The organism is Ideonella sp. WA131b (assembly GCA_023657425.1).
Taxonomy (GTDB): domain Bacteria; phylum Pseudomonadota; class Gammaproteobacteria; order Burkholderiales; family Burkholderiaceae_C; genus Rubrivivax.
Genome location: JAGTJW010000001.1, coordinates 673,133 through 694,526 on the forward strand (window position 1 = coordinate 673,133; position 21,394 = coordinate 694,526).

At 68.6% G+C, this 21,394-nt stretch carries 16 protein-coding genes, 1 tRNA gene and 1 pseudogene; 6 read left to right on the forward strand and 12 right to left on the reverse strand.

The genetic code is table 11. The features are described from left to right. Positions 1 to 56: 56 nt before the first annotated feature. Positions 57 to 1,724, forward strand: a complete 1,668-nt coding sequence (locus KA711_03215; protein ID MCM0607994.1) for a YncE family protein — start codon at positions 57 to 59, stop codon at positions 1,722 to 1,724. 102 nt (positions 1,725 to 1,826) lie between these two features. On the opposite strand, the gene KA711_03220 is transcribed toward KA711_03215, so the two are convergent. The 7 genes from KA711_03220 to KA711_03250 all read right to left on the reverse strand — a co-directional run bounded on the left by KA711_03220 (position 1,827) and on the right by KA711_03250 (position 9,888). Beyond that, the gene (locus KA711_03220) at positions 1,827 to 3,308 is read right to left on the reverse strand and encodes an AMP nucleosidase (GenBank protein MCM0607995.1); all 1,482 of its coding nucleotides are present in this window, start codon (positions 3,306 to 3,308) and stop codon (positions 1,827 to 1,829) included. A gap of 138 nt (positions 3,309 to 3,446) precedes the next feature. After that, positions 3,447 to 4,796, reverse strand: coding sequence for an ATP-dependent protease ATPase subunit HslU (gene hslU, locus KA711_03225; GenBank protein ID MCM0607996.1), 1,350 nt, complete (start codon positions 4,794 to 4,796; stop codon positions 3,447 to 3,449). 29 nt (positions 4,797 to 4,825) lie between these two features. Next, positions 4,826 to 5,371 carry an ATP-dependent protease subunit HslV gene (hslV, locus tag KA711_03230; GenBank protein ID MCM0607997.1) on the reverse strand — a complete coding sequence of 182 codons (546 nt, stop codon included), beginning with the start codon at positions 5,369 to 5,371 and terminating at the stop codon, positions 4,826 to 4,828. A 42-nt stretch (positions 5,372 to 5,413) separates the two neighbouring features. After that, positions 5,414 to 7,126 carry a hypothetical protein gene (locus KA711_03235; protein ID MCM0607998.1) on the reverse strand — a complete coding sequence of 571 codons (1,713 nt, stop codon included), beginning with the start codon at positions 7,124 to 7,126 and terminating at the stop codon, positions 5,414 to 5,416. A gap of 64 nt (positions 7,127 to 7,190) precedes the next feature. Continuing rightward, on the reverse strand, positions 7,191 to 8,135 hold the full coding sequence (gene dksA / locus KA711_03240) for an RNA polymerase-binding protein DksA (GenBank protein MCM0607999.1): 945 nt from the start codon (positions 8,133 to 8,135) through the stop codon (positions 7,191 to 7,193). Between the two features lie 161 nt (positions 8,136 to 8,296). After that, positions 8,297 to 9,352, reverse strand: a complete 1,056-nt coding sequence (locus KA711_03245) for a GTP-binding protein (protein MCM0608000.1) — start codon at positions 9,350 to 9,352, stop codon at positions 8,297 to 8,299. A gap of 29 nt (positions 9,353 to 9,381) precedes the next feature. Beyond that, positions 9,382 to 9,888, reverse strand: a complete 507-nt coding sequence (locus KA711_03250; GenBank protein MCM0608001.1) for a VUT family protein — start codon at positions 9,886 to 9,888, stop codon at positions 9,382 to 9,384. A gap of 80 nt (positions 9,889 to 9,968) precedes the next feature. On the opposite strand from KA711_03250, the gene KA711_03255 reads away from it, so the two are divergent. From KA711_03255 to KA711_03275, 5 genes and pseudogenes are all read left to right on the forward strand, one after another. Continuing rightward, positions 9,969 to 10,979: a CBS domain-containing protein gene (locus tag KA711_03255; protein MCM0608002.1), complete on the forward strand. Its 1,011-nt coding sequence runs from the start codon at positions 9,969 to 9,971 to the stop codon at positions 10,977 to 10,979. Positions 10,980 to 11,085: 106 nt separating this feature from the next. Next, a complete protein-coding gene (lnt, locus tag KA711_03260; GenBank protein ID MCM0608003.1) occupies positions 11,086 to 12,546 on the forward strand; it encodes an apolipoprotein N-acyltransferase in 1,461 nt (486 codons plus the stop codon). Continuing rightward, a tRNA-Met gene (locus KA711_03265) sits at positions 12,547 to 12,623 on the forward strand. A 228-nt stretch (positions 12,624 to 12,851) separates the two neighbouring features. Next, positions 12,852 to 13,598, forward strand: coding sequence for a type IV toxin-antitoxin system AbiEi family antitoxin domain-containing protein (locus tag KA711_03270; protein MCM0608004.1), 747 nt, complete (start codon positions 12,852 to 12,854; stop codon positions 13,596 to 13,598). Then, a pseudogene (locus KA711_03275) lies at positions 13,595 to 14,352 on the forward strand (nucleotidyl transferase AbiEii/AbiGii toxin family protein). The gene KA711_03270 and the pseudogene KA711_03275 overlap by 4 nt, the downstream one beginning before the upstream one ends. 556 nt (positions 14,353 to 14,908) lie before the next feature. Here the strand turns inward: KA711_03275 and KA711_03280 are convergent. From KA711_03280 to KA711_03300, 5 genes are all read right to left on the reverse strand, one after another. Next, on the reverse strand, positions 14,909 to 16,237 hold the full coding sequence (locus KA711_03280; GenBank protein ID MCM0608005.1) for a type II toxin-antitoxin system HipA family toxin: 1,329 nt from the start codon (positions 16,235 to 16,237) through the stop codon (positions 14,909 to 14,911). 112 nt (positions 16,238 to 16,349) lie between these two features. After that, positions 16,350 to 16,655 (reverse strand): helix-turn-helix transcriptional regulator, encoded by a 306-nt coding sequence (locus KA711_03285; protein ID MCM0608006.1) that lies wholly within the window; start codon positions 16,653 to 16,655, stop codon positions 16,350 to 16,352. A 163-nt stretch (positions 16,656 to 16,818) separates the two neighbouring features. Further along, on the reverse strand, positions 16,819 to 18,090 hold the full coding sequence (locus KA711_03290; protein ID MCM0608007.1) for a glycosyltransferase: 1,272 nt from the start codon (positions 18,088 to 18,090) through the stop codon (positions 16,819 to 16,821). A gap of 87 nt (positions 18,091 to 18,177) precedes the next feature. Continuing rightward, entirely contained in the window at positions 18,178 to 19,536 is a 1,359-nt protein-coding gene (locus KA711_03295; GenBank protein ID MCM0608008.1) for an HlyD family type I secretion periplasmic adaptor subunit, read from the reverse strand. Positions 19,537 to 19,615: 79 nt separating this feature from the next. Then, on the reverse strand, positions 19,616 to 21,382 hold the full coding sequence (locus tag KA711_03300; protein ID MCM0608009.1) for an ATP-binding cassette domain-containing protein: 1,767 nt from the start codon (positions 21,380 to 21,382) through the stop codon (positions 19,616 to 19,618). Positions 21,383 to 21,394: the final 12 nt, after the last annotated feature.

A 21,394-nucleotide genomic window follows, 5' to 3' on the forward strand; every position in this document is an offset into this window, starting at 1 on the left:
CGAACGGCGCCGAACATCGGGCGTTTTTCGCGCTTCGGCGCCCACACGACACCGCCATGCCTCAAATCTCCAGCCATCCTGCCCCCCGCCGCCGGCACCCACTGCGCTTGCTGGGCGCCTTTGCCCTTGGCGTCGCCCTGCTGAGCGCCTGCGGCGGTGATGACGACGTGGAAGAGACCTCCACCGAGGCCACGCCCGTGGCCATCAGCCTTGCCAAGATCGGCGGGTTCAACGGTGGCGCGGCAGGGGCTGCCGAGATCACGGCCTACGAGGCGGCCAGCAAACGCCTGTTCGTCGTCAACGGGGCCAACGGCACGCTCGACGTGCTGGACCTGGCCGACCCGACGCAGCCCAAGCTCATCAGCACGATCGGCGTGACCGCACTGGGCGGCTCGGTCAACAGCGTGGCGGCCGATGGCGGTCTGGTGGCCGTGGCCATCGAGGCGCAACCCAAGACCAGCCCCGGGACGGTCGCGTTCTACAACGCATCGAGCTTGGTCCTGCTGGGCACGGTCGCGGTCGGCGCTCAGCCGGACATGCTCGTGTTCACGCCGGACGGCAAGACCTTGCTGGTCGCCAACGAGGGCGAACCGAACAGCTACGGCCAGGCGGGTTCGATCGACCCGGAAGGCTCCATCAGCGTCGTCACCGTCAACGGCGGAACCAACCCCAGCGTGGCGACGGCCGACTTCAAGGCCTTCATCGGCCAGGAGGCCGCGCTGCGGGCGCAGGGCATCCGCATCTTCGGCCCCGGCGCCAACGCCGCGCAAGACCTGGAGCCGGAGTACATCGCCATCAGCGACGACGGGAAGACGGCGTATGCCACGCTGCAGGAGAACAACGCCGTGGCCGTGGTGGACATTGCCACGGCCAAGGTGACGGCCATCAAGCCGCTGGGTTTCAAGGACCACAGCCTGCCTGGCATGGGCCTGGACGCCAGCGACGAAGACGGCGGCACCAACACCAACAGCGGCACGGCGGCCATCAAGATCGCCAACTACCCGGTCAAGGGCCTGTACCAGCCGGATGCGATTGCGCACTTCTCGGCCAACGGCAAACGCTACCTGATCACCGCCAACGAAGGCGAGGCGCGCGCCGACTGGCCGGGCTACAGCGACGAGACCCGTGTTCGCAGCCACTGCAGCGCCGGCCTCGACCCGACGGTGTTCCCGGATGCCGCGAACCTGATCCTGGACTCCAACCTCGGCCGGCTGCGCATCACCGCCAACCCCAATGGCAGCAGCACCGGCAAGAACGCGGCCGGTCAGTGCACCGAGCTTTACAGCTTCGGGGCCCGCTCGTTCACGATCTGGGACACCGAGTTCGTGCGCATCCATGACTCCGGCGACGAGTTCGAACAGCGCACCAAGGCGCTGAGCAACGTGCCGTTCAACAGCAGCCACGACAACGCCACCCTGGACGGCCGCAGCGCCTCCAAGGGGCCCGAGCCTGAGGGCGTTGCGGTAGGAACCATCGGCAAGAAGACCTTCGCCTTCATCGTGCTCGAGCGTGTCGGTGGCGTGATGGTGTACGACATCAGCACGCCCGCGCAGCCCGTGTTCATGACCTACCTGAACACCCGCGACGGCGTCAACGGCGACCGCGGCCCTGAGGGCGTGGTGTTTGTGCCTGCGGCCAAGTCACCGAACGGCAAGCCGCTCCTGATCATCGGCCATGAGGTGAGCGGCACCACCTCGGTGCTGCAGCTCAACCTGAGCTACTGATCAGCCGCTGCGCGATCGCGCAGGGGGCCGCGGGCAGACCGCGCTCCGCCCCTTGGGCGCCCTGTTCACCCCTTGGGCGCTACCCCTTGGGCGCCCTGTCTGCTACTGGAACGCCACCTCGGCAAAGCTGCGCAGCTTGCGGCTGTGCAGGCTGCCGGGCCGCTCCTGGCGCAGCAGCTCCACGGCGCGCATGCCGATGCGCAGGTGCTGGTCCACACGCTCGCGGTAGAAGTGGTTGGCCATGCCCGGCAGCTTGATCTCGCCGTGCAGCGGCTTGTCGCTGACGCACAGCAAGGTGCCGTAGGGCACGCGGAAGCGGAAGCCGTTGGCCGCGATGGTGGCGCTTTCCATGTCCAGTGCCACGGCGCGGCTCTGGCTGAAGCGGCGCTCCGGGCCGCTGGCCGGGAGCAGCTCCCAGTTGCGGTTGTCGGTGGAGACCACCGTGCCCGTGCGCAGCACGCGCTTGAGTTCGTAACCGCTGAGCTGGGTGACCTCGGCCACCGCCTGCTCGAGCGCGAGCTGAACCTCGGCCAGCGCGGGCACGGGCACCCACAGTGGCAGGTCTTCGTCGAGCACGTGGTCCTCGCGCATGTAGGCGTGGGCCAGCACGTAGTCGCCGAGCTGCTGGCTGTTGCGCAGCCCTGCGCAATGGCCCAGCATCAGCCAGACGTGCGGGCGCAGCACGGCCACGTGGTCGGTGATGGTCTTGGCGTTGGCCGGGCCGACGCCGATGTTCACCATGGTGATGCCCGAGTGCCCGGCGCGCTTGAGGTGGTAGGCCGGCATCTGCGGCAGGCGCGGCGGCGGGGTGCCGTTGGCGTCGCCCACTTCGGCCGTCAGACCCGCGCGCCGCGTGAGCACGTTGCCGGGCTCCACAAACGCCTCGTAATCGCCGGCCGGGTCGGCCATCAACGCGTGGCCGAGCTTGATGAACTCGTCGATGTAGAACTGGTAATTCGTGAACAGCACGAAGTTCTGGAAGTGGTCGGGCACCGTGCCGGTGTAGTGGCGCAGGCGGTGCAGCGAGTAGTCGGTGCGCGGCGCGGTGAACAGGGAGAGCGGCTCGGGCTCGCCCGAGCGGCGGGGCCAGGTGCCATTGGCGATGCTGTCGTCCATGGCGGCCAGGTCGGGCAGGTCGAAGCGGTCGCGCATGAGCAGCCGGCGCTCGGCGCTCAGGCTGCCTTCGAGGTGATCACCATCGGCCAGCGAGAAGTGCACCGGGATCGGCTGGTTGCTGGTGCCCACCTCGAGCGCGACGCCGTGGTTCCTGAGCAGCAGCCGGAACTGTTCGTGCAGGTAGCCGGCAAACAGATCGGGCCGCGTGATCGTGGTCTCGAAGGTGCCGGGGCCGGCCACGAAACCGTAGGACAGGCGCGAGTCGGCACGCGCCACGGTGTCGGTGCGCACGCGCACGAAGGGGTAGAAGGCGCGCACGGCCTGGCCATCGTCGGTGCCCGAGACGAAGCGCTGCAGGGCCGTGCGCAGGTGCTCGACGCTGTCGCGGTAGACGAGTTGCACCTGGGCCAGCGCCGAGTCGGCGTCGGTGTGGCGCGTGGGGGCGATGAAGAGGGGCAGCGAAGGCATGCGGGGTCCTGTTCTGTTGTTGTGGGATCCCCGGCGCCGCGGCGGTGCGTGGTGGACGCTGCGTCACAGCGCCGGTCGCGGATTATCCGCGCTTTGCGATGACGCCGCCGTGGCGCCGGGCCGGCGTGCGCGCGTCGGTCACAGGATGTAGCGCGACAGATCCACGTTGTCGGCCAGTTCGCCCAGGCGCCGGTTCACGTCGTCGGCATCCAGCGTCACCGTCTGGCCCGACAGGCGCGGCGCGTCGAAGCTCAGCTCGTCGAGCAGCCGCTCCATCACCGTGGCCAGGCGCCGCGCACCGATGTTCTCGGTGCGTTCGTTGACCTCGAACGCAATCTGCGCGACGCGCCGGATGGCTGTCGGCGTCAGGGCCAGTGTCACGCCCTCGGTGGCCAGCAGCGCGGCGTACTGCTTGACGAGACTCGCCTGCGTGCTGGTGAGGATGGCCTCAAAGTCATCGACGCTCAGCGACTGCAACTCCACGCGGATGGGCAGCCGGCCCTGCAGCTCGGGGATCAGGTCCGAGGGCCGCGCCAGGTGGAAGGCACCGCTGGCGATGAAGAGCATGTGGTCGGTCTTCACCGGCCCGTACTTCGTGCTGACGGTGGTGCCCTCCACCAGGGGCAGCAGGTCGCGCTGCACGCCCTGGCGTGAGACATCCGCGCCGCCGTGTTCGCTGCGCGTGGCGACCTTGTCGATCTCGTCGATGAAGACGATGCCATTGCCTTCGGCGTTCAGCAGCGCGGCGGCACGGATCTCTTCTTCGTTCACCAGCTTGGCGGCCTCCTCGTCCACGAGCCTGGGCCAGGCCTCGCCGATCTTCATCTTGCGCTTGCTGCGCTTGCCCGCGCCCATCTGCGAGAACAGGCCCTTGAGCTGCTCGGCCATCTCGTCCATGCCGGGCAGGCCATGTCCCGCAGCGGGCCCCAGCACCTCGAGCGTGGGCCGCGCATCGGCGACGTCGATCTCGATCTCCTTGTCGGCGAGCAGGCCCTCGCGCAGGCGCTTCCTCAGCACCTGCCGTGCCGTGTTGTCGGCCGGCGGCGGTGCGGTGTCGAAGCCGATGGCGCCCGCGCCGCGTGGCGACGGCACCAGCGCGTCGAGGATGCGCTCCTCGGCGGCATCCTCGGCGCGCGTGCGGTGCATCCGCACCTGCCGCTCGCGCTCCTGCTTGACGGCCACGTCCACCAGGTCGCGCACGATGGTGTCCACGTCCTTGCCCACATAGCCCACCTCGGTGAACTTGGTCGCCTCCACCTTGATGAAGGGTGCGTCGGCCAGCCGCGCCAGGCGGCGCGCGATCTCGGTCTTGCCCACGCCCGTGGGGCCGATCATCAGGATGTTCTTCGGCGTGATCTCGCCGCGCATCGCGCCCGGCACCTGCTGGCGCCGCCAGCGGTTGCGCAACGCAATCGCCACCGCGCGCTTGGCCGCGGGCTGGCCCACGATGTGGCGGTCGAGCTCGGAGACGATCTCCTGCGGCGTCATGCCCAGCGGCGCGCGCTCGTTCTCGGCACTCATGCGCCGTCTCCCAGCGTCTCGATGGTGTGATTCTGGTTGGTGTAGATGCACAGGTCGCCCGCGATCGTGAGCGCCTTCTTCACGATGGCCGAGGGCGGCAGCTCGGTGTGCTCCAGCAGCGCACGCGCGGCGGCCTGCGCGTAGGCGCCGCCGGAGCCGATGGCCACGATGCCGAACTCGGGCTCGAGCACGTCGCCGTTGCCGGTGATGATGAAGCTGCCCGTGCGGTCGGCCACCGCGAGCATGGCCTCGAGCCGGCGCAGCACGCGGTCGGTGCGCCAGTCCTTGGTCAGTTCGATGGCGGCGCGCTGCAGCTGGCCCTGGTGCTTCTCGAGCTTGGCCTCGAAGCGCTCGAACAAGGTGAAGGCGTCGGCCGTGGCGCCCGCAAAGCCGGCGAGAACCTGGTCCTTGTAGAGCTTGCGCACCTTGCGGGCGCTGGCCTTGATGACGATGGTGCCGAGGGTGACCTGGCCGTCACCGCCCAGGGCGACGAGCGGGCCGCGGCGCACGCTGAGGATGGTGGTGCCGTGGTAGGAGTCCATGGCGGCAGCATAGCCGCACGCGGCGGCTTGCCGCTGTCTGCGTCAGTCCCTGCGCAGCTTCACCTTGGCATGCTCGTTGAAGCCCATGGCCCCGAAGAACAGCGCCAGCAGGCGGTGGGCCTCGACGAAGTGCACCGAGCGCGACTCGCCGCGGCGGGCCAGCACCCAGTTCAGCAGGTCGCCGGCGGCGATGAAGTCGACACGGATTAGCCGCGCGCACGAAACGCTCACCGCCGTCGCCAACCCGATCTGGCCCTGCAGCCTGGTCAACGTGGCACTGATGTCGCCGATGAGCTGGCCCGACAACTCCACGTGTGCCACTGCCACGCCGCCGTCGGCACCGTCGGCCCGTTCGCTTTCGAGGAAACGGGTGGAAACCTCGGAGACCATCGACATCGGCGGGCTGCGCGTGCTCATCGCACCGCCGCTGATGTGAACGGCGCAGCGCGTGGGCTCCCAGGAGGGCGGGCTCACCTCGTAGGTGACGCAGTAGTCGATCGCGGCTTCTTCGAACTGGTCGGCGCGGTTGGCCAGGCGAAGGGCGTCCAGCCGCGTGAGCCAGAAGGCCGGATCGGCATCGCGCACCCCGGTGGGCGCCGACTCGGCCAGCACCTGGAACAGCCGGTCGCCGTCAAGCCAGCGCATCGAGAGCTGCTGGCCGGCCCAGAGCCGGAAGACCATCGACAACTGCATCGCCGCCTCGGGGTCGATGGCGCGCAGCCTGCCCCAGTCGAAGATCCAGGGCAGCGGCATCTGCAGCGTCTGCGCGCGCAGCCGCGTCGCGGCCTCGATGTCCAGCAACTCGGGGCAGACCCAGCCGAAGTCCCCGCCGGAGGGGCTGCCGGTGCCGTCCGGACGACGCACCTCGGGCCCTTCGGCCAGCTGATCGGCCACCAGCTTGGGCAGGCTGTACCACTGCGGCGCGCTCCAGCCGAACTGCCGGGCGTAGTCGAGTGCCAGGCTCTCGAAACGCCGCTGCTGGCCGGTGGCGCGGTACAGGTCAAACAGTGCCCGCCAGGTCTCGGCGTGCCGCGCGCGCGCGCCGCCGGGGCCGATGAGGGCCTGCAGGGCGTCCTCGCACGGGCCGAAGTCGGCATTGGCAAAGGCAATCACGGCCTCGTCCAGCTCGGGGTCGTGCCCGACCTCGCTCACCTCGACGGCAAAGGGGCTCGACGGTTCGGTCGGCGGGCTGCCGGGCGGCAAGGCCGAACGCTCGCCGAAGTGCATTGGCAAGGTGGCGTGGCCGTCTGCGGACAGGGGCGACAGCGGTGGCAGGTCCGGGGCCACCGGCACCGGCGCCGGGGCGCCGGCCGGAGAACCGGGCAGGGGGAAAGCCGCCAGGCGGCTGCTCAGATCGAGGCCACCGCGCCGCGAAAAGCCAGCCGACAGCCCACCCTCGACGACCATCTGCTGCTCGATCTCGTCGATCTTGGCCTTCACGCTGTCGGCGCGCGGCGACACCGCCCCGGAACTGCGCGAGTCCGCGTCGTCCAGCCGCGACGAGCTGCCCAGGGCCCACAGCTGCTCGGGCGAGAGGCCCTCGCGCCGCAACTGGCGCAGCACGTCGAACTCGCGCCTGCGCACGAAGTCGTTGCGCCGCTTGCGCTCGATCATGGCCTTGAGCTCGTTCTTCTCCTGTTCGAGCTGCTGGGTCTCTTCCTGGCGCGCACCGAGATCGGACCAGTGGGTGGCGGGGTTGACGACGAACCTCACCACCTTGCGGTAGAAGCTCTCGTTCTTCTCTTGCTCGGCCATGGCACGCGGATACTACCCCGGGGTCCTGCGCCGCCACGCCCGCACGAAGGCCCGCAAGGGGGCCTTAATCGCCGAACATCTTCTGCTTCATCTCGCGGCGCTGCTGTGCCTCGAGCGTGAGCGTGGCCGTGGGCCGCGCCATCAGGCGCTGCAGCCCGATGGGCTCGCCGGTTTCGTCGCAAAAGCCGTAGTCGCCGTTGTCCAGCCGGGCCAGCGCCTGGGCGATCTTCTTCAGCAGCTTGCGTTCGCGATCCCGCGTGCGCAGCTCCAGCGCGTGCTCTTCCTCGATGGTGGCACGGTCCACCGGGTCGGGCACGATGGAAGTGTCCTCGCGGAGATGCTCGGTGGTCTCGTCGGCGCTGGACAGCAGCTCCGCCTTCTGCATCTCCAGGCGGGCGCGGAAGAAGTCGAGCTGCTTGTCATTCATGTACTCCGACTCCGGCATCGCCAGGAGTTCGGCTTCGCTCAGATCGCGTCCGGCCTTGGTTTTCCAGGCGTTGATGAGCTTGGGGTCTTTGGGAGCGGTTTTGGGCAACTCAGCCGACTCAGGCATCTGTCGGTGTGCGGTCTTGGCTGCCGGGCCGAAGCGCTCGGCGAAGCCGTGCCGGGCGCCGGGAACCGGAGAGTCGGCGGGTGGGATGTCCTTGGCGCCGACCGGCGCCGCGGCGCGCGAAGAGCCGCGCGAAGAGGCCTTGGGTGGACTCTTCGGCGGCGACACCGCCGCGGCGGGGGGCGTCTTGACGACGGTCGTGACCTGGGCCGGCGCCGGGGTGGCCGTTGCCTTCTTGGGTGCGGCGGCGGCCTGGGGCGCCGCCGCCGCAGCGGGTTTGGCGGGGGGCGCCGACTTCGGGGCCGATTTCGGGGCCGGCTTCGGCGCCGGCTTGGCGGCGGCGCTTTTGCCGGGTGCGCTCTTGCCGGGTGCGCTCTTGCTGGGTGCGCTCTTGGCCGGTGCCTTGGCAGCCGGACTCGTCTTGCTGTCGGCCGCTGCCTTGGCCGTTGACTTGCTCACGGGGACCTCCTCCCCTTTCGGGTACGTCCTGGATCGGTGGTTCTGGCCCGGGCGCACTGCACGCCGCCCGGGCCACCCCCTTCGAGGCGCGCGGATTGTAGCCACGCGTTCCAGGGGCATCCGGCCCGCCCGGCGGGGGGCGCGGAAACGCCTTCAGGGGCTCAGACGAGGCACTGCGCCAGCCCCTGCAGCAGCACCTCGCGCGGCAGCTCGATGCCGATGAAGACCAGCTTGCTCTGCTTCTTCTCGCCCGGCACCCACTTCGGGCCCAGGTCGGACCCCATCAGCTGGTGCACGCCCTGGAACACCACCTTGCGGTCGGAGCCCTTCATGAAGAGCACGCCCTTGTAGCGCAGCATCTTCGGCCCGTAGACCTGGACGATGGCGCCGAGGAAGTCCTCGAGCTTGGCCGGGTCGAAGGCCCGCTCGCTGCGGAACACGAAGCTCTTGACGTCGTCGTCGTGCGCGTGATGGTGGGCGTGCCCGGGCTGGTGCGACGGGTGGTCGCAGTCTTCGCCGTGGTCGTGGTGATCGTGATGGTGGTCGTGCCCGCCGTCCTGCAGGAAGTCGGGGTCGATGTCGAGCTTGGCGTTGAGGTTGAAGCCCTTGAGGTCGAACACCTCCGACAGCGGCACCTCGCCGAAGTGCACTCTGCGCTGGCGTGCGCGCGGGTTCATGTGTTTGAGGCGGTGCACCAGCGCCTCGACCTCGGCCTCGGCCACGAGCTCGGTCTTGCTGAGGAAGAGCTGGTCGGCAAAGCCGACCTGGCGGCGGGCCTCCTGGCGCGTGTCGAGCTGGCCGGCCGCGTGCTTGGCGTCCACCAGCGTGAGGACCGAATCCAGCAGATAGCTCTCGGCGATCTCGTCGTCCATGAAGAAGGTCTGCGCCACCGGGCCGGGGTCGGCCAGGCCGGTGGTCTCGATCACCACGCGGTCGAACTGCAGCTCGCCCTTGCGGCGCTTCTCGGCCAGGGTGGCGAGCGCGCTGCGCAGGTCTTCGCGGATGGTGCAGCAGATGCAGCCGTTGCTCATCTGGATGATCTGCTCCTCGGTGTTGACCGAGAGGATCTCGTTGTCGATGTTCTCCTCGCCGAACTCGTTTTCGATGACGGCGATCTTCTGGCCGTGGGCCTCGGAGAGCACGCGCTTGAGCAGCGTCGTCTTGCCCGAGCCGAGAAAGCCGGTGAGGATGGTGGCGGGGATCAGGCCGGTGCTCATGGTGGGCGGTGGAATGCGGGTCGTCGGTGTCAGCGGGCCGTGGCCGAAGGCGGCGGAGCCCAGGCCTGCAGGTGGGGCAGGAGCGCGCGGTAGGGGGCCAGCAGCACGGCGGCCATCAGGGCCTTCACGGCCAGGTCGCCGGCGGCAAGCATCAGCCAGTTCAGGTCGGTACCGGCGAAGGCGAGGAAGAAGAACACCGCGGTGTCGACCACGCTGGCCACCAGCGAGCCGATGAGCGGCGCCTTCCACCAGGTGGCGGCGCGCCAGCGGTTGAACACCGCCACGTCCATCAGCTGCGCAAACAGGAAGGCCGCACCCGAGGCCACCGCGATGCGCCACGGTGCCAGCGCCAGCGACACCGCCACCGCGATGGCAAAGCCGATCCAGGCCACGCGCCGCGCCACCTGCGGGCCCAGCGCCCGGTTGGTGAGGTCGGTGACGAGGAACACCAGCGGGTAGCTGAAGGCACCCCAGGTGAGCCAGTCGTTGATGGTGTGCTGCACCAGCACGTTGGACAGCACGATCACCGCGGCCATGGCCGCCACCGGCAGGGCCAGGCGGCGCAGCGTGTCGGGGATCGGGGACGTGGCGTTCACAGGCGGGTCGGAGGTCTGAAATGGCGCTGCATTGTCGCCGCAGGCGCGACGGCGGCGGGGGCTGGGGTATTCTTCCGCCCTCCGTGACTGCCGGCACCCTCCCAGTGTCCGACCCAGCCCCTACCCGGCGCGGCCCTGACCGCAGCCCGGGCGAACCGCGCGACAAGCGCGGCTCCGCCTCCGCAAGCCGCGACCCGCGCGGTCTGTTCGAAAGACTCATCGAGTTCGTCTCGCCCGGCCCCGACAGCAAGGCCGAGCTGATCCGAACGCTCGCCGACGCCGAGAGCCGTGAGCTCATCGAGCCCGAGTCGCGCCTCATGCTCGAGGGTGTGCTGCGCATGGCCGACCTCACCGCCGGCGACGTGATGGTGCCGGCCACGCGCATGGACCTGCTGTCGATCGACTCGCCGGTGGAGGACATCCTCGCCACCGTCATCGACACCGCGCACTCGCGCTTTCCGGTGCACGAGGGTGGCCGCGAGAACATCATCGGCATCCTGCTGGCGAAGGACCTGCTCAAGCTGCACCGCGCACCCGAGCTGAACCTGCGCACGCTGCTGCGGCCGGCGGTCTTCGTGCCCGAGAGCAAGCGCCTGAACGAGCTGCTGCGCGACTTCCGCTCCAACCGCAACCACCTGGCCGTGGTCATCGACGAGTTCGGCAACACGGCCGGGCTCATCACCATCGAGGACGTGCTCGAGGAGATCGTCGGCGAGATCGAGGACGAGTTCGACGAGCAGGAGCAGGAAAACGGCATCTACACGCTGGCAGACGGCAGCCACCGCGTGGCCGGCGACGTGGCCATCGATGCCGTCAACACCGCCTTCGGCACGCAGCTGCCCGAGGACGGCTTTGACACCATCGGCGGGCTGGTCGCGCAGGATCACGGCCGCGTGCCGCGGCGTGGCGAGACGGTGGTGGTGGGCGGGCTGGCCTTCACGGTGATGATCACGCGCGGCGGCGCAGTGCGCTGGTTCCGCGTGGCGCGCGCGAGCGACACGCCCACGGTCGAAGGCGGTGACGTCGACTGACACGGCGCCGGCCCGCCGGCCCTGGCCGGTGGCGGCCGACGCGCTGCTGGCCGCTGCGCTGGGCGCGGTGCAGACCCTGGCCTTCGTGCACCCGGCGGCCTGGGCGATGCCGCTGGCCACGCTGTCGCTGCTGGTGTGGCGGCTCGATGTCGCACCGCCGCGCCGCGCCGCGCTGCTGGGCTGGCTCTACGGCACGGCCTGGCTGGCCGCTGGCACCTGGTGGCTGTTCATCAGCATGCACCACTACGGCGGGCTGCCGGCACCGCTGGCCGCTGCCGCCGTGGCGGCGCTGTCGGCGGCACTGGCGCTGTACCTCGCGCTGGCGGCCGTGCTGTACGCCAGGCTGCGGCGCGGCAGCGGCTTCGACGCGTTGCTGTTCGCCGCGCTGTGGCTGCTGGCCGAGCTGGCCCGCGGCGTGCTGTTCACCGGCTTCCCGTGGGTGGCGGCCGGCTATTCGCAGGTCGACTCGCCACTGGCGGCCCTGGCGCCCTGGCTGGGCGTGTACGGCATCGGTGCGGTCATGGCGCTGGCCGCCGCGGGCGTGGTGCAGCTGCTGCGCAGCCGCGGCAGGCACTGGCCGGCGGCCACGCTGGCGGCCGGCGTGGTGGCGCTGGCCCAGGTGGCGCCGCGCGACTTCACCACACCGGTGGCCACGGCCGGCGGCCCGATGGAGGTGGCGCTGCTGCAAACCAATGTCGCGCAGGACGAGAAGTTCGCCAGTGAGCACCTGCCGGCCCAACTGGCCTGGGTGCAACGCGAGTTGCTGCACGCCACCGCCCCGCTGGTGGTGGCGCCGGAGACGGCGGTGCCGCTGCTGCCGGAGCAGCTGCGCGAGTTTGCGCCCGGCTACTGGGAGGCCCTGGAGGTGCACTTTGCGGACCGCTCCAGCGGCGGCCGTGCCGCGCTGGTGGGCGTGCCGCTGGGTGACCTCGGCACCGGCTACACCAACAGCGTCGTCGGCCTGTCGGCCGCGCACCAGACGCAGCCGCACCGCTACGACAAGTGGCACCTGGTGCCCTTCGGCGAGTTCATCCCGCCGGGCTTTCGCTGGTTCACGAACCTGATGAACATCCCGCTGGGCGACTTCGCGCGCGGCGTCACGCACCCACCGCCCTTCGTGGCCCTGGGCCAGCGCTTCGGCCCCAACATCTGCTACGAAGACCTGTTTGGCGAGGAGCTGGCGCGCCGCTTCGCCGACGCGCGCACGGCGCCGACCGTGCTCGTCAACCTCAGCAACATCGGCTGGTTCGGCCGCACCATCGCCGTCGAGCAGCACCTGCACATCTCGCGACTGCGCAGCCTGGAGCTGCAGCGGCCGATGCTGCGCGCCACCAACACCGGCGCCACCGCGGTGATCGACCACCGTGGCGCCGTCACGGCGATGCTGGCGCCGCACACGCGCGGCGTGCTGGTGGCGCGCTTCGAGGGCCGCGAGGGGCTGACGCCCTATGCGCGCTGGGCTTCGCGCTTGTCGCTGTGGCCGCTGGCACTGGCCGCCACCGCCGTGCTGCTAACCGCGCTGTGGCGCAAGAGGCGCCCAAAAGGGCGCTATACTGTCGGGCTCTGACGCGGGGTGGAGCAGCCTGGTAGCTCGTTGGGCTCATAACCCAAAGGTCGCAAGTTCAAATCTTGCCCCCGCAACCACAAAAATATCTAACAAAAACAACAACTTAGAACTGAATATGCGCCGCCCCAAAAGGGCGGCGTTTTGCTTTGTGCCCAACCTGTGCCCACTTTGTGCCCAGGCTGTGCCCAGCGGTTTGCGGACCCGGGCCAAGTTGACCGTTGGGTCATGTGCCCGGAAGTCGCTCTTCTCCTGTGAGGCCGAAACTCGTCTCGACGGCATAGAAAAATTGCGATACTGACCATCCGATGGTGAGTTCTCCTAGCCTTCTATTCCGTCAGGCGCTGGCGTCGCTACCCCGGGGCGCGCCTTTGTCGACCCGCTTGCTGCAGGATCGCGGCCTGAGCGCGAAGCAGGTGGGGCGCTTGGCGGAGAGTGGCTGGCTGCGGCGTCTGGGTCGCGGCGTCTACCTGCTGCCCGGCGACGAACTCAACCGTGATGCGTCCTTGGCCTGGCTGGTGACGCAGGTTCCCGGTTTCCATGTCGCGGGCAAGACCGCCCTGGGCTGGCGCGGCGTACGCCACAACCTGCCCTTCAAGGAGCGGCTGGTGCTCTGGGGAGATGTGCCCACGACGCTGCCGACCTGGTTCACAGACGCCTTCCCCGCCGCCTACCAGGCCACCCACCTGTTCGACAGCACGCTGCCGAGAGCCGTAGGCCTGGCGCCTTTGCCGGGCGGCCGCGCCGACCTCATGGTGTCCGCGCCCGAGCGCGCCGTGCTCGAACTCCTGAGCGACGTTGGCAAGGGGCAGGGACTGGAGGAGGCTCGCCATCTCGTGGAGGCTGCGCGATCCTTGCGCATGGACGTGCTGGACACCCTGCTGGCCCATCTCAAGCGGATCAAGGTGGCCCGGCTGGCCCACTCGTTCGCCAATGAGCTGGGTCTTCCTTGGGCTGACCTGGCGCGCCGCCACAGCAGGCGCCTCGGTGGAGGCCGGCGCTGGGTGTCGGCCACGAAGACCGGCGAACGCCTCAACTTGAAGCGCCCCTCATGAACGCCGACTACGTCCGCACCGTGCAACTGCTGCTGGCCGTGGCGCCGGCGGTCTTCGACACGACAGCGTTTGCGATGAAGGGTGGCACGGCCCTGAACCTCTTCGTCCAGGACATGCCTCGGTTGTCTGTGGACATCGACGTCGTCTTCGTCCCGCACGGGCTGCCGCGCGAGGAAGCGTTGGGGGCCATCGGTGCTGAACTGGCAGCAGCCCAGGCGCGGGTCGAGGCCCTTGGGTACTCTGCCGTCCTTCGCAGGTCCAAGGATGGAACCGAGGCCAAGCTGTGCTGGTGGCGGCGCTCGACCGACAGCACCCGCGAGATCTCTTCGACGTGCAACTGATGCTGGCCGGCGGCGGGTGGGGCGAGGACCTCCTGGACTTTTTCGTGGTCTACCTGGCGGGCCACAACCGCCCCACGCATGAGGTGCTGTTCCCGAACGAGAAGCCGCTCGACGCGGTCTTCGAAGCTGAGTTCGTCGGGATGACGTCGGCCCCCGTCGACCTCGGCGAGCTGGTGGCGACGCGCCAACGCTTGATGCACGAGCTGCCGCGCGCCTTGCTGCCTCGACACCGCCAGTTCCTGTTGTCGGTCGTGCGCGCCGAGCCTGAGTGGCAGCTGCTGCGCCATGCACACATCGCGGAGCTGCCGGCGCTGCAGTGGAAGCTTCACAACCTCGCGAAGCTGAGGAAGAACGCCGACAAGTTCAGGCTCCAGCACGACGAGCTCGCTGCGCGTCTGGCACGAGCGCAGTAGGCCGGCAACGGCGCCGCTTGCAGCGTGCCTTGAGCGGCGATCACGAGTCTTGATCGAGCGCCCGGGAGCAGCTTCGGCGTGTTGCCGACAACCTTGCCGGCGAGCTCGCTGCCAGCGCAGTACCATCATCCTGCGCGTGGTGGTCGGTAGCTCCGTCCGTGCAAGCTCAAGCGATGGCCCAACTGTCATCCGGTGAGCACTCCGTGAGCGGGGCGTTCGGGGGCCTGTCCGGCGCCAAGTGGCGAAGAGAGGCGAAAACTGCGGCCGGGTCCCGTGCCCACTTTGTGCCCGGGTTGGGCCCGGCGCCTTTCTTCGACGCATCGAAATGACCGTTGGGCTTTGTGCCCTGGCGTGATTCCGGGCACCTCTGCGGCGACCACTGGGAAGTGCATCTGGCATCTGGCGGGCCGGCGCTGTGTTCCGGTTGTCTGGGTGGTCCGCCGGACGTCGGGGAGGGCCAACGAGCTTCAGGTCCACTGGCCGCGCGGATTCCGGGCTCGCAGGGAACCCGAACGGGTGATCCCGTCAGCCATCGTTGCCCCAACCAGAGCCCGGCCTACAGCCCGATATCCCAGGCGCGCACCTGCTTCTTCAGCCCGTCAACGATGCTCTCCGTCATCCTCTGGGGGAACCCGGCAGGCTGCGTCATGGCGATCTGTGCCTGAACGGCATCGATGGCAGCCGGCACGCGGGCAACCAGGGCCTGCATCGCCGGCCAGGCTCCCTCTGCGCCACTGCGTTCTGCCAGCGCCCGCCAGTGCCGGGTCTGGATCCGCGCCAGCTGGTAGTGCGTGTTCTTCGACCGCACCGCCATGGCGAGTTTGGCTTCCTGCCAGGCAACCCGGTTGGCGCCGTCGCCGATGATCGGCCACGCCGAGATGACGTCGTACAAGGGCGTCATCCGATACCGGCCGCCGGGCAGCAGGAAGACCGAGAAGTTCTTGGCGTGCCCGTCCGTGGCCGCCAGCAACCAGAACGCCAGCTGCGCGCACAGGAAGTTCCGCGTGTCGGCCGCGGCCGTGGCGCCGCCCCGCAGCACCTCCAGGCAGCGGGCCATGCCGGGGCCGCCCTGTGCCTCGTACTTGTCCTCCGACGGCAGGCCCAGCACCTGGCAGAAGTCTTCCTGCGGGATGCGGGCAATCCAGCGCTGCGGCCATCGCTGCGATGCTTCCTGCCATTGCCGGTCGAAGCGTTCGACCACCAGGACGGTCTGGTCGTCGAAGTGCCCGATGTCGGTGGTGGCCACCGGCAGGCCCAGCTCGCGCAGCAGCTGCGCGCACAGCCACTCGTTGTAGACCGACTCGCTCAGGTCCAGCCTGCGACCACCCACCAGGCCCAGGGGCAGCTTCAGGATGTGCGTGGTGGGCGTTGCCCCCAGCGGCCGGCACCACTGGCCATCGACGCGCAGCAGGGCCGTCTTTTCCTGGGCGCCGGCGATCGAGATGCGCAGAGGGTCGTCGTCGCCCCCATCCTCAAGGGCATTACCCAGCCCAGGCGTGGCCGCCACGCCGCGCAGGTGCCTCGCGACGGCCTGGTCGTCCATCGGCTCGGCCTGGACCTGGTCGAACCCGGTTGGAGGCTGCTCCGGCGGCAGCAGCTGCACAGCGCCGACGCAGTCACGCCCGATGGCCTGCAGGAGCTCGAGCACGTCGGTTGAGCCCAGCTTGAAGCGGGCGCTGACGCGGCGCCGGATACGCTCGTCGTCGGGCAGCAGGTTGTCGAAGTAGTGGCTGACCACCGGGCCGCTGATCGTTCGGTCGGGCGTGAGGGGCAGCGACAGCGACAAGGGGCGGACCCTGGGCGACGCGATCCATGACGGCTCGTAGATGAATCGATGCCCGCCGGTGCGCGTGCGCTGCCAGGTGCCGACGCGCTCGCCGTTCATCCACACCCCGAGTTCGCGCGCCTCAGCCATGACGCGCCCTGGCTGCCGATGGCCGGCCTGGTCTCGACGAATCGGTCATGGGTTCAATGCTCCAGTCCCGCGCTTGAGGCCCTTACCACTGGCCGCGCGGCGGCGCCCCGGGGGCATCGGTCGAACCCGATGCTGCCGGGTCGTCCGGGGCGTGGCCGGGCGGCACTGATGGCGCTGTCTCTCTCACCACCAGTTGTGCACCGAGCACGGACAGGACGTTCATCAGTTGCTCGACACTCACGCTCCCGGGCTCGCGTTCGATGTCGGCGACCCGCGACTGCACCACGCCCAGGCGCTGCGCGAGTTGCGCCTGCGTCATCTGACGGGTCTTGCGCAGCGACTTCAGCAGTTGCCGCAGTTGGCTGTTGAGCTGCAGGGGGTAGTCCATGGGAAAATCGGCCAAAGGCGATTTCCGAACTATATCGCTCCGATGCGATATCTGCAACTTATCGCTTGAAAGCGATCAAGTGTATGACCACCTCTTGGCGCGGAAGAGCCCAGCGACGCTTGCTTTGTCGTTCACCCATCCCCGCGAGCCTCGGCGGCGTCCATCAGCGCCGCGCCCAGCGATCCAGCAAGGCCAGGTGCTGTGGCAGCAAACGATCCAAGGCGTAGCGCTCCAGCACCGTTTCGCGCGCTTGGCGGCGCAGGCGCTGGCCCTCGGCGCCGCTGTCCAACGCTGCTTCGAGACGCTGGGCCAGTTCATGGTGATCGAAAAAATCCACCAGCCAGCCGTTTTCGCCCTCGCGAATGACTTCCTGCACCGGCGCCGTGCGCGAGCCGATGACCAAACAGCCACACGCCATGGCCTCCATCAGCGACCACGACAGCACATACGGATACGTCATGTACACATGCGCCGAAGACGCTTGCAAGATCGACCGATACGCGGCTTTATCCAGCCACCCGGTGAAATGAACGCGAGACACATCCAATTCTCCCGCCAATTCCCGCAACATGGCCTCCTTGTAATTCTCGGCGCCCACGGGGGCCTTGGAATAAAAAATCTCCTCGGTGCCGACAATCACGGCATGGCAGTGAGGCCGGCGTTTTTGCAGCTGGGCCAGCGCCCGCATGAATTCCGGAAATCCCCGGAAAGGCTCCATGCCCCGGGTGGCATAGGTGACGATCTCGGTCACGCCTTCTGAATTCACGCCGGGCAGCGTCAACCCGCCCGGCGAGCCTGCGGGGCGGGGTTGGTAAAACTCGGTGTCCACGCCATCGTGCAAGACACTGAGATGGGGCCGGTAGGGCGCGGGGAACTGCTGCTGCTGCCAATGCGTGGGCGTGACTCCGTGATCGCAGGCTTGCAAGTCCAGCAAAATGTTGCTGTTGGCCAGCCGCATCGCTTGCTGCGACTCGAAGGACAAGGGCTGTTCCGGGTCAAAGTTGTATTCGGAGCCAAACGGATTGAGAAACCACTCGAAATACCCCAACAGCGGGGTTTGGGGGAAAAGATCCTTCATGAACAGCGTCGGGCCCCGGCCGGTGTAGCCGTAGATCAAGTCGGGTTCAAACCCTTGGTCCAAGATTTTTCTGACGGCGCCCAACACCGCTTGGCCGTGTTGAATGGTGCTGTCCAGCCGCTGCGCGCAGGTTTGGGTTTTTTTGGAGGTGGCATCGGGCAGTTGGTAGCGTATCTTTTTCACGCCGGGAATCGCGGCCACCGAAGACATCATCGAACAGTGAACCACCTGATTGGCGGGATCCCGCGCCAGGGTTTCCATCACTTTGGTGAATTGGCCCGGAAACACCGGATGCAGAAAAAGATACCGCATACACCACCCATAAAAAAACCGGTCACCGCCGGTCAGATGCGCCAAATGACCAATTCCGACCCGGACCGGTGTCCGCGGTGTGGCATGGCGTCCCGCGCGCCACGGCTCACACGGGTCAGGTTTCCTTCGCTCTCAGTCCTTGAAGGCCGACTGGGTCAAGCCCCTGATGGGTGAGAGCAAGTACTGCAGAACCGTTCTCTGCCCCGTCACGGCGTCTGCGGTCAAGGTCATGCCTGGGGTGAGCGGCCTGCCGAACCTGGCCACGCTGGTGGGGTCCAGCGACATGGCGATGCGGAAGTAGAGATTCCCGTGCTCATCGGTCAAGGTGTCGGCGCTGATCTCCGTCACGGTGGCCTCGATCGATCCGTGCGTGGTGTAGTCGAAGGCGGCAATCCGCACGATGGCGGCCTGCCCGACCTGGAGCGAACCGCGTTCTGCGGGCGACGCCTTGGCTTCGACAAACAGGTCGCCCGTGGCCGGGGTCAACTCCAAGAGCGTGTCGCCGGGTTTCACGACACCACCCACCGTGTTGAACAACAGCTTGTTCACGGTGCCATCGGCGGGGGCTGTGACCTCGGTGCGCCTGACGCGGTCCGAGTCGGCGGTCAGTTCCTGGGTGAGGCGTTCCAGCTCCACGCGCGTGGCGGCCAGGCTCGCGCGCGCCTCACTTCTGACCTGTGCCGAGGCTTGCGCGAGCCGTGCCTTCAGCTCAGAAGCCGCAGCGGCCAGGCGAGGCGAAGCGGTTTCGGCTTCCTTGAGCTGGGTGGTCAGCCGCTCCACGCGTGCACGTGCGTCCAGTGTCTCCATCTGGGACGCCGCGTTCCTGGACTGAAGCCCGGCCATCACCGCCAGCTGCTGGCGGGCCACGTCCAACTCGTTCAACAGGCCGCGCTTGCGCGCCTCCTGCTCAAGCTGCTCCTGCTCCTTCTGCTTGATCTGCTCCTCGAGCACCTTCAGGGTCTGGGACAGCGTGGCTTGGCGCGCAAGGAAAGAGTCCTTCTCGTTGCGGAGCTCCACGGAGCGCGCAGGCAGCCCGTTCGGCGCCCCCATGCCCAGGCCCTCGGCCTCAGCCTGCAGCCGGGCTGCGCGGGCGATCAAGCCATTCAGCCGCGCCTGCTTCTCCCCCCGGAAAGAAGACGCCAGCAGGTCCGACACGGCGATCAGCGGCTCGCCCTTCACCACCCGGTCGCCCTCGCGCACGAAGACCTTGGAGACGATGCCGCCTTCCAGGTGCTGCACCAGTTGCGGCTTGGCCGCGGGAATCAGGCGTCCCTGGGTCCGCACCAGCTGATCGACCTCGAACAGGCCCATCAAGACCAGCGACACGGTCACCAGCAGCAGCCCCGAGTACATCAACCAACGCGGGCGGCGCAGGGTCCGCCCATCGCCGAGCAGGCCATCCAGGCTTCCCGCCAGAAGGTCCAGCGCACCGGCTCCTGGCCGGGCAGCGGCATCGGCAGACGTGGCCTCAGCCCCACCGCCAGCGCGCACCAAGGGCTGCGCACGGCCGCTCACCGGGCGCCCCCGGGCCGCTGCAGCACCCGCCGTGTGCGGCGATGCCCTGGCTTCGTCATGTCTTCTGCAGGTCTTGCCGGGGCGACCGGGCTGCGGGGCTGCCCTTCTTGACCTTTGCGGGTGCCTCCCCGCCGGGCCGCTCATCCGTGCTGCCAGGCTTGCCCAAGAGTTTGGAGGGCGGCCTGTCGGCCACCAGACGGCCGCCATCCAACACCAGCACGCGGTCGGCGATCTGCATCACCTCGGTGGCGTGCGTGGTCACCACCAGGCAGCGTCCGGCCTTCATGCTCTGCAGGCTCTGCAAGACCTGGTCTTGCGCCGTGCGGTCCAGGCCCAGCGTGGGCTCATCCAAAGCGAGCATGTGGGCGCCCGACAGGAAGGCCCGGGCCAGTGCCACCATCTGCCGCTGCCCGCCAGACAGCTCCTGGCCGTTCAGCCCCACCTGGGTGTTCAGGCCCAGCGCACCCCGCTGCAGGGCAGGCCCCAAGCCGGCGCGGGTCAGGGCCAGCTCCACGTCGGCCGGGGCGATGTCCGGTCTGCCGGCCGTCACCACCTCGGCCAGGGTGCCGGGCAGGAACACCGGGTCCTGGGGCTTGTAGGCCGTGCGCTCGGCCAGCCAGCGGCGGTCCTTGTCGCTGGCGATCACGTGGCCTCCCACGGCCAGCCGGCCCGTGCTGGGCGCGACGTGTCCGGCCAACAAGCGCAGCAAAGAGGACTTGCCCGAACCGGAGGCACCGACCACCACCGTGAGTTCCCCCGCACGCAGCTCCAGGTTGAGCTTGTGCAGCGCCGGCTCGCTGCGGGACGGGTAGACCAGCGCCACCTCCACCATCAAGGCTCCGACCGAGGGCAATCGCTCGTCATGCAGGGGCGGCGCAGGGCGCTCGGCTTCGGTCTGGATCCACTGCTTGAGGTCCAGCAAGGCCCTGGAGAATTCCTTCCAGCGCGTCACGATGGGAACCACTGAACAGCACACGCCCAGGATCCGGCTGCTGAGCAGACTGACCGAAATGAGCCCCCCCACCGTCAGGGCTTGCGCTTCGACCCGGTAGACGCCCGCCACCAGGAGCGTCACCGTGGCCAGCGTCATGCCCAAAGGCATGGCCTGCCCGCCCAGTTGCGACCAGAAACGGGCCTTGGCGGCACTGCGGGCGGAGCGGATGGAAGGGCCCTTGAAGCGCTTTACCGCAGCGCCCGCCGCGGTCGGGATGCTCAGGCTTTCGCGGGCCATCAAGATGTTCACCAGGTTGGTCAGCTTCTCGCTGTGCCCTCGCGTGGCGTCCAGTTGGCGTCGGTAGCTCATGGCATGCGCAAAGGCCGAGATGCCAATCAGGCCCAATCCAAAGAGCACGGGCACCCACACCAGGGGCCCACCCACCATCGCGACCACCACCACAAAAATCAGAAGGAAGGGAACGTCCGCCAGCGGCAGAAGGAACTGCGCACTCAGGAAGTCTCGGGTGATGGAGAGTTCACGGTACTTCGAGACCACGTCGCCCACAGGTGCGGCCCGGCTGGTGGGCTGGCGCAGCAGGCCCAGCACCAGGCGCTGGTCCAGCTGCACGTCCCAGCGGCTGCTGCCATGCTCCACCAGCAAGACGCGCGAATAGCGCAGCAGCGCCTCGATCATCAGGATGAGCACCATCCCGGCGGCCAGCGCCCACAGCGTTTCGTGCATCTCGTTGCCGATCGCCTTGTCGTAGATCAGCATGGAGAACATCGGCACTGCCAGCGCAAAGCCATTGACCATGGCCGTGGCCAACAGCATCTCGGCCAAGTGTCGGCGGTTGGCACGCGCAAACAGCAGAACGGCTGACTTCATCGCTTCAGTGGC

Excerpts from the sequence above, each read along its gene's own strand:
- KA711_03235 (MCM0607998.1), bottom strand. The coding sequence starts at position 7,126 with ATGGCCGAGCAAGAGAAGAACGAGAGCTTCTACCGCAAGGTGGTGAGG.
- KA711_03270 (MCM0608004.1), top strand. The coding sequence starts at position 12,852 with ATGGTGAGTTCTCCTAGCCTTCTATTCCGTCAGGCGCTGGCGTCGCTA.
- KA711_03300 (MCM0608009.1), bottom strand. The coding sequence starts at position 21,382 with ATGAAGTCAGCCGTTCTGCTGTTTGCGCGTGCCAACCGCCGACACTTG.
- hslV (MCM0607997.1), bottom strand. The coding sequence starts at position 5,371 with ATGGACTCCTACCACGGCACCACCATCCTCAGCGTGCGCCGCGGCCCG.
- KA711_03245 (MCM0608000.1), bottom strand. The coding sequence starts at position 9,352 with ATGAGCACCGGCCTGATCCCCGCCACCATCCTCACCGGCTTTCTCGGC.
- KA711_03285 (MCM0608006.1), bottom strand. The coding sequence starts at position 16,655 with ATGGACTACCCCCTGCAGCTCAACAGCCAACTGCGGCAACTGCTGAAG.
- lnt (MCM0608003.1), top strand. The coding sequence starts at position 11,086 with ATGCCGCTGGCCACGCTGTCGCTGCTGGTGTGGCGGCTCGATGTCGCA.
- KA711_03220 (MCM0607995.1), bottom strand. The coding sequence starts at position 3,308 with ATGCCTTCGCTGCCCCTCTTCATCGCCCCCACGCGCCACACCGACGCC.
- KA711_03280 (MCM0608005.1), bottom strand. The coding sequence starts at position 16,237 with ATGAACGGCGAGCGCGTCGGCACCTGGCAGCGCACGCGCACCGGCGGG.
- KA711_03255 (MCM0608002.1), top strand. The coding sequence starts at position 9,969 with ATGGCGCTGCATTGTCGCCGCAGGCGCGACGGCGGCGGGGGCTGGGGT.
- KA711_03215 (MCM0607994.1), top strand. The coding sequence starts at position 57 with ATGCCTCAAATCTCCAGCCATCCTGCCCCCCGCCGCCGGCACCCACTG.
- KA711_03250 (MCM0608001.1), bottom strand. The coding sequence starts at position 9,888 with ATGGCCGCGGTGATCGTGCTGTCCAACGTGCTGGTGCAGCACACCATC.
- hslU (MCM0607996.1), bottom strand. The coding sequence starts at position 4,796 with ATGACGCCGCAGGAGATCGTCTCCGAGCTCGACCGCCACATCGTGGGC.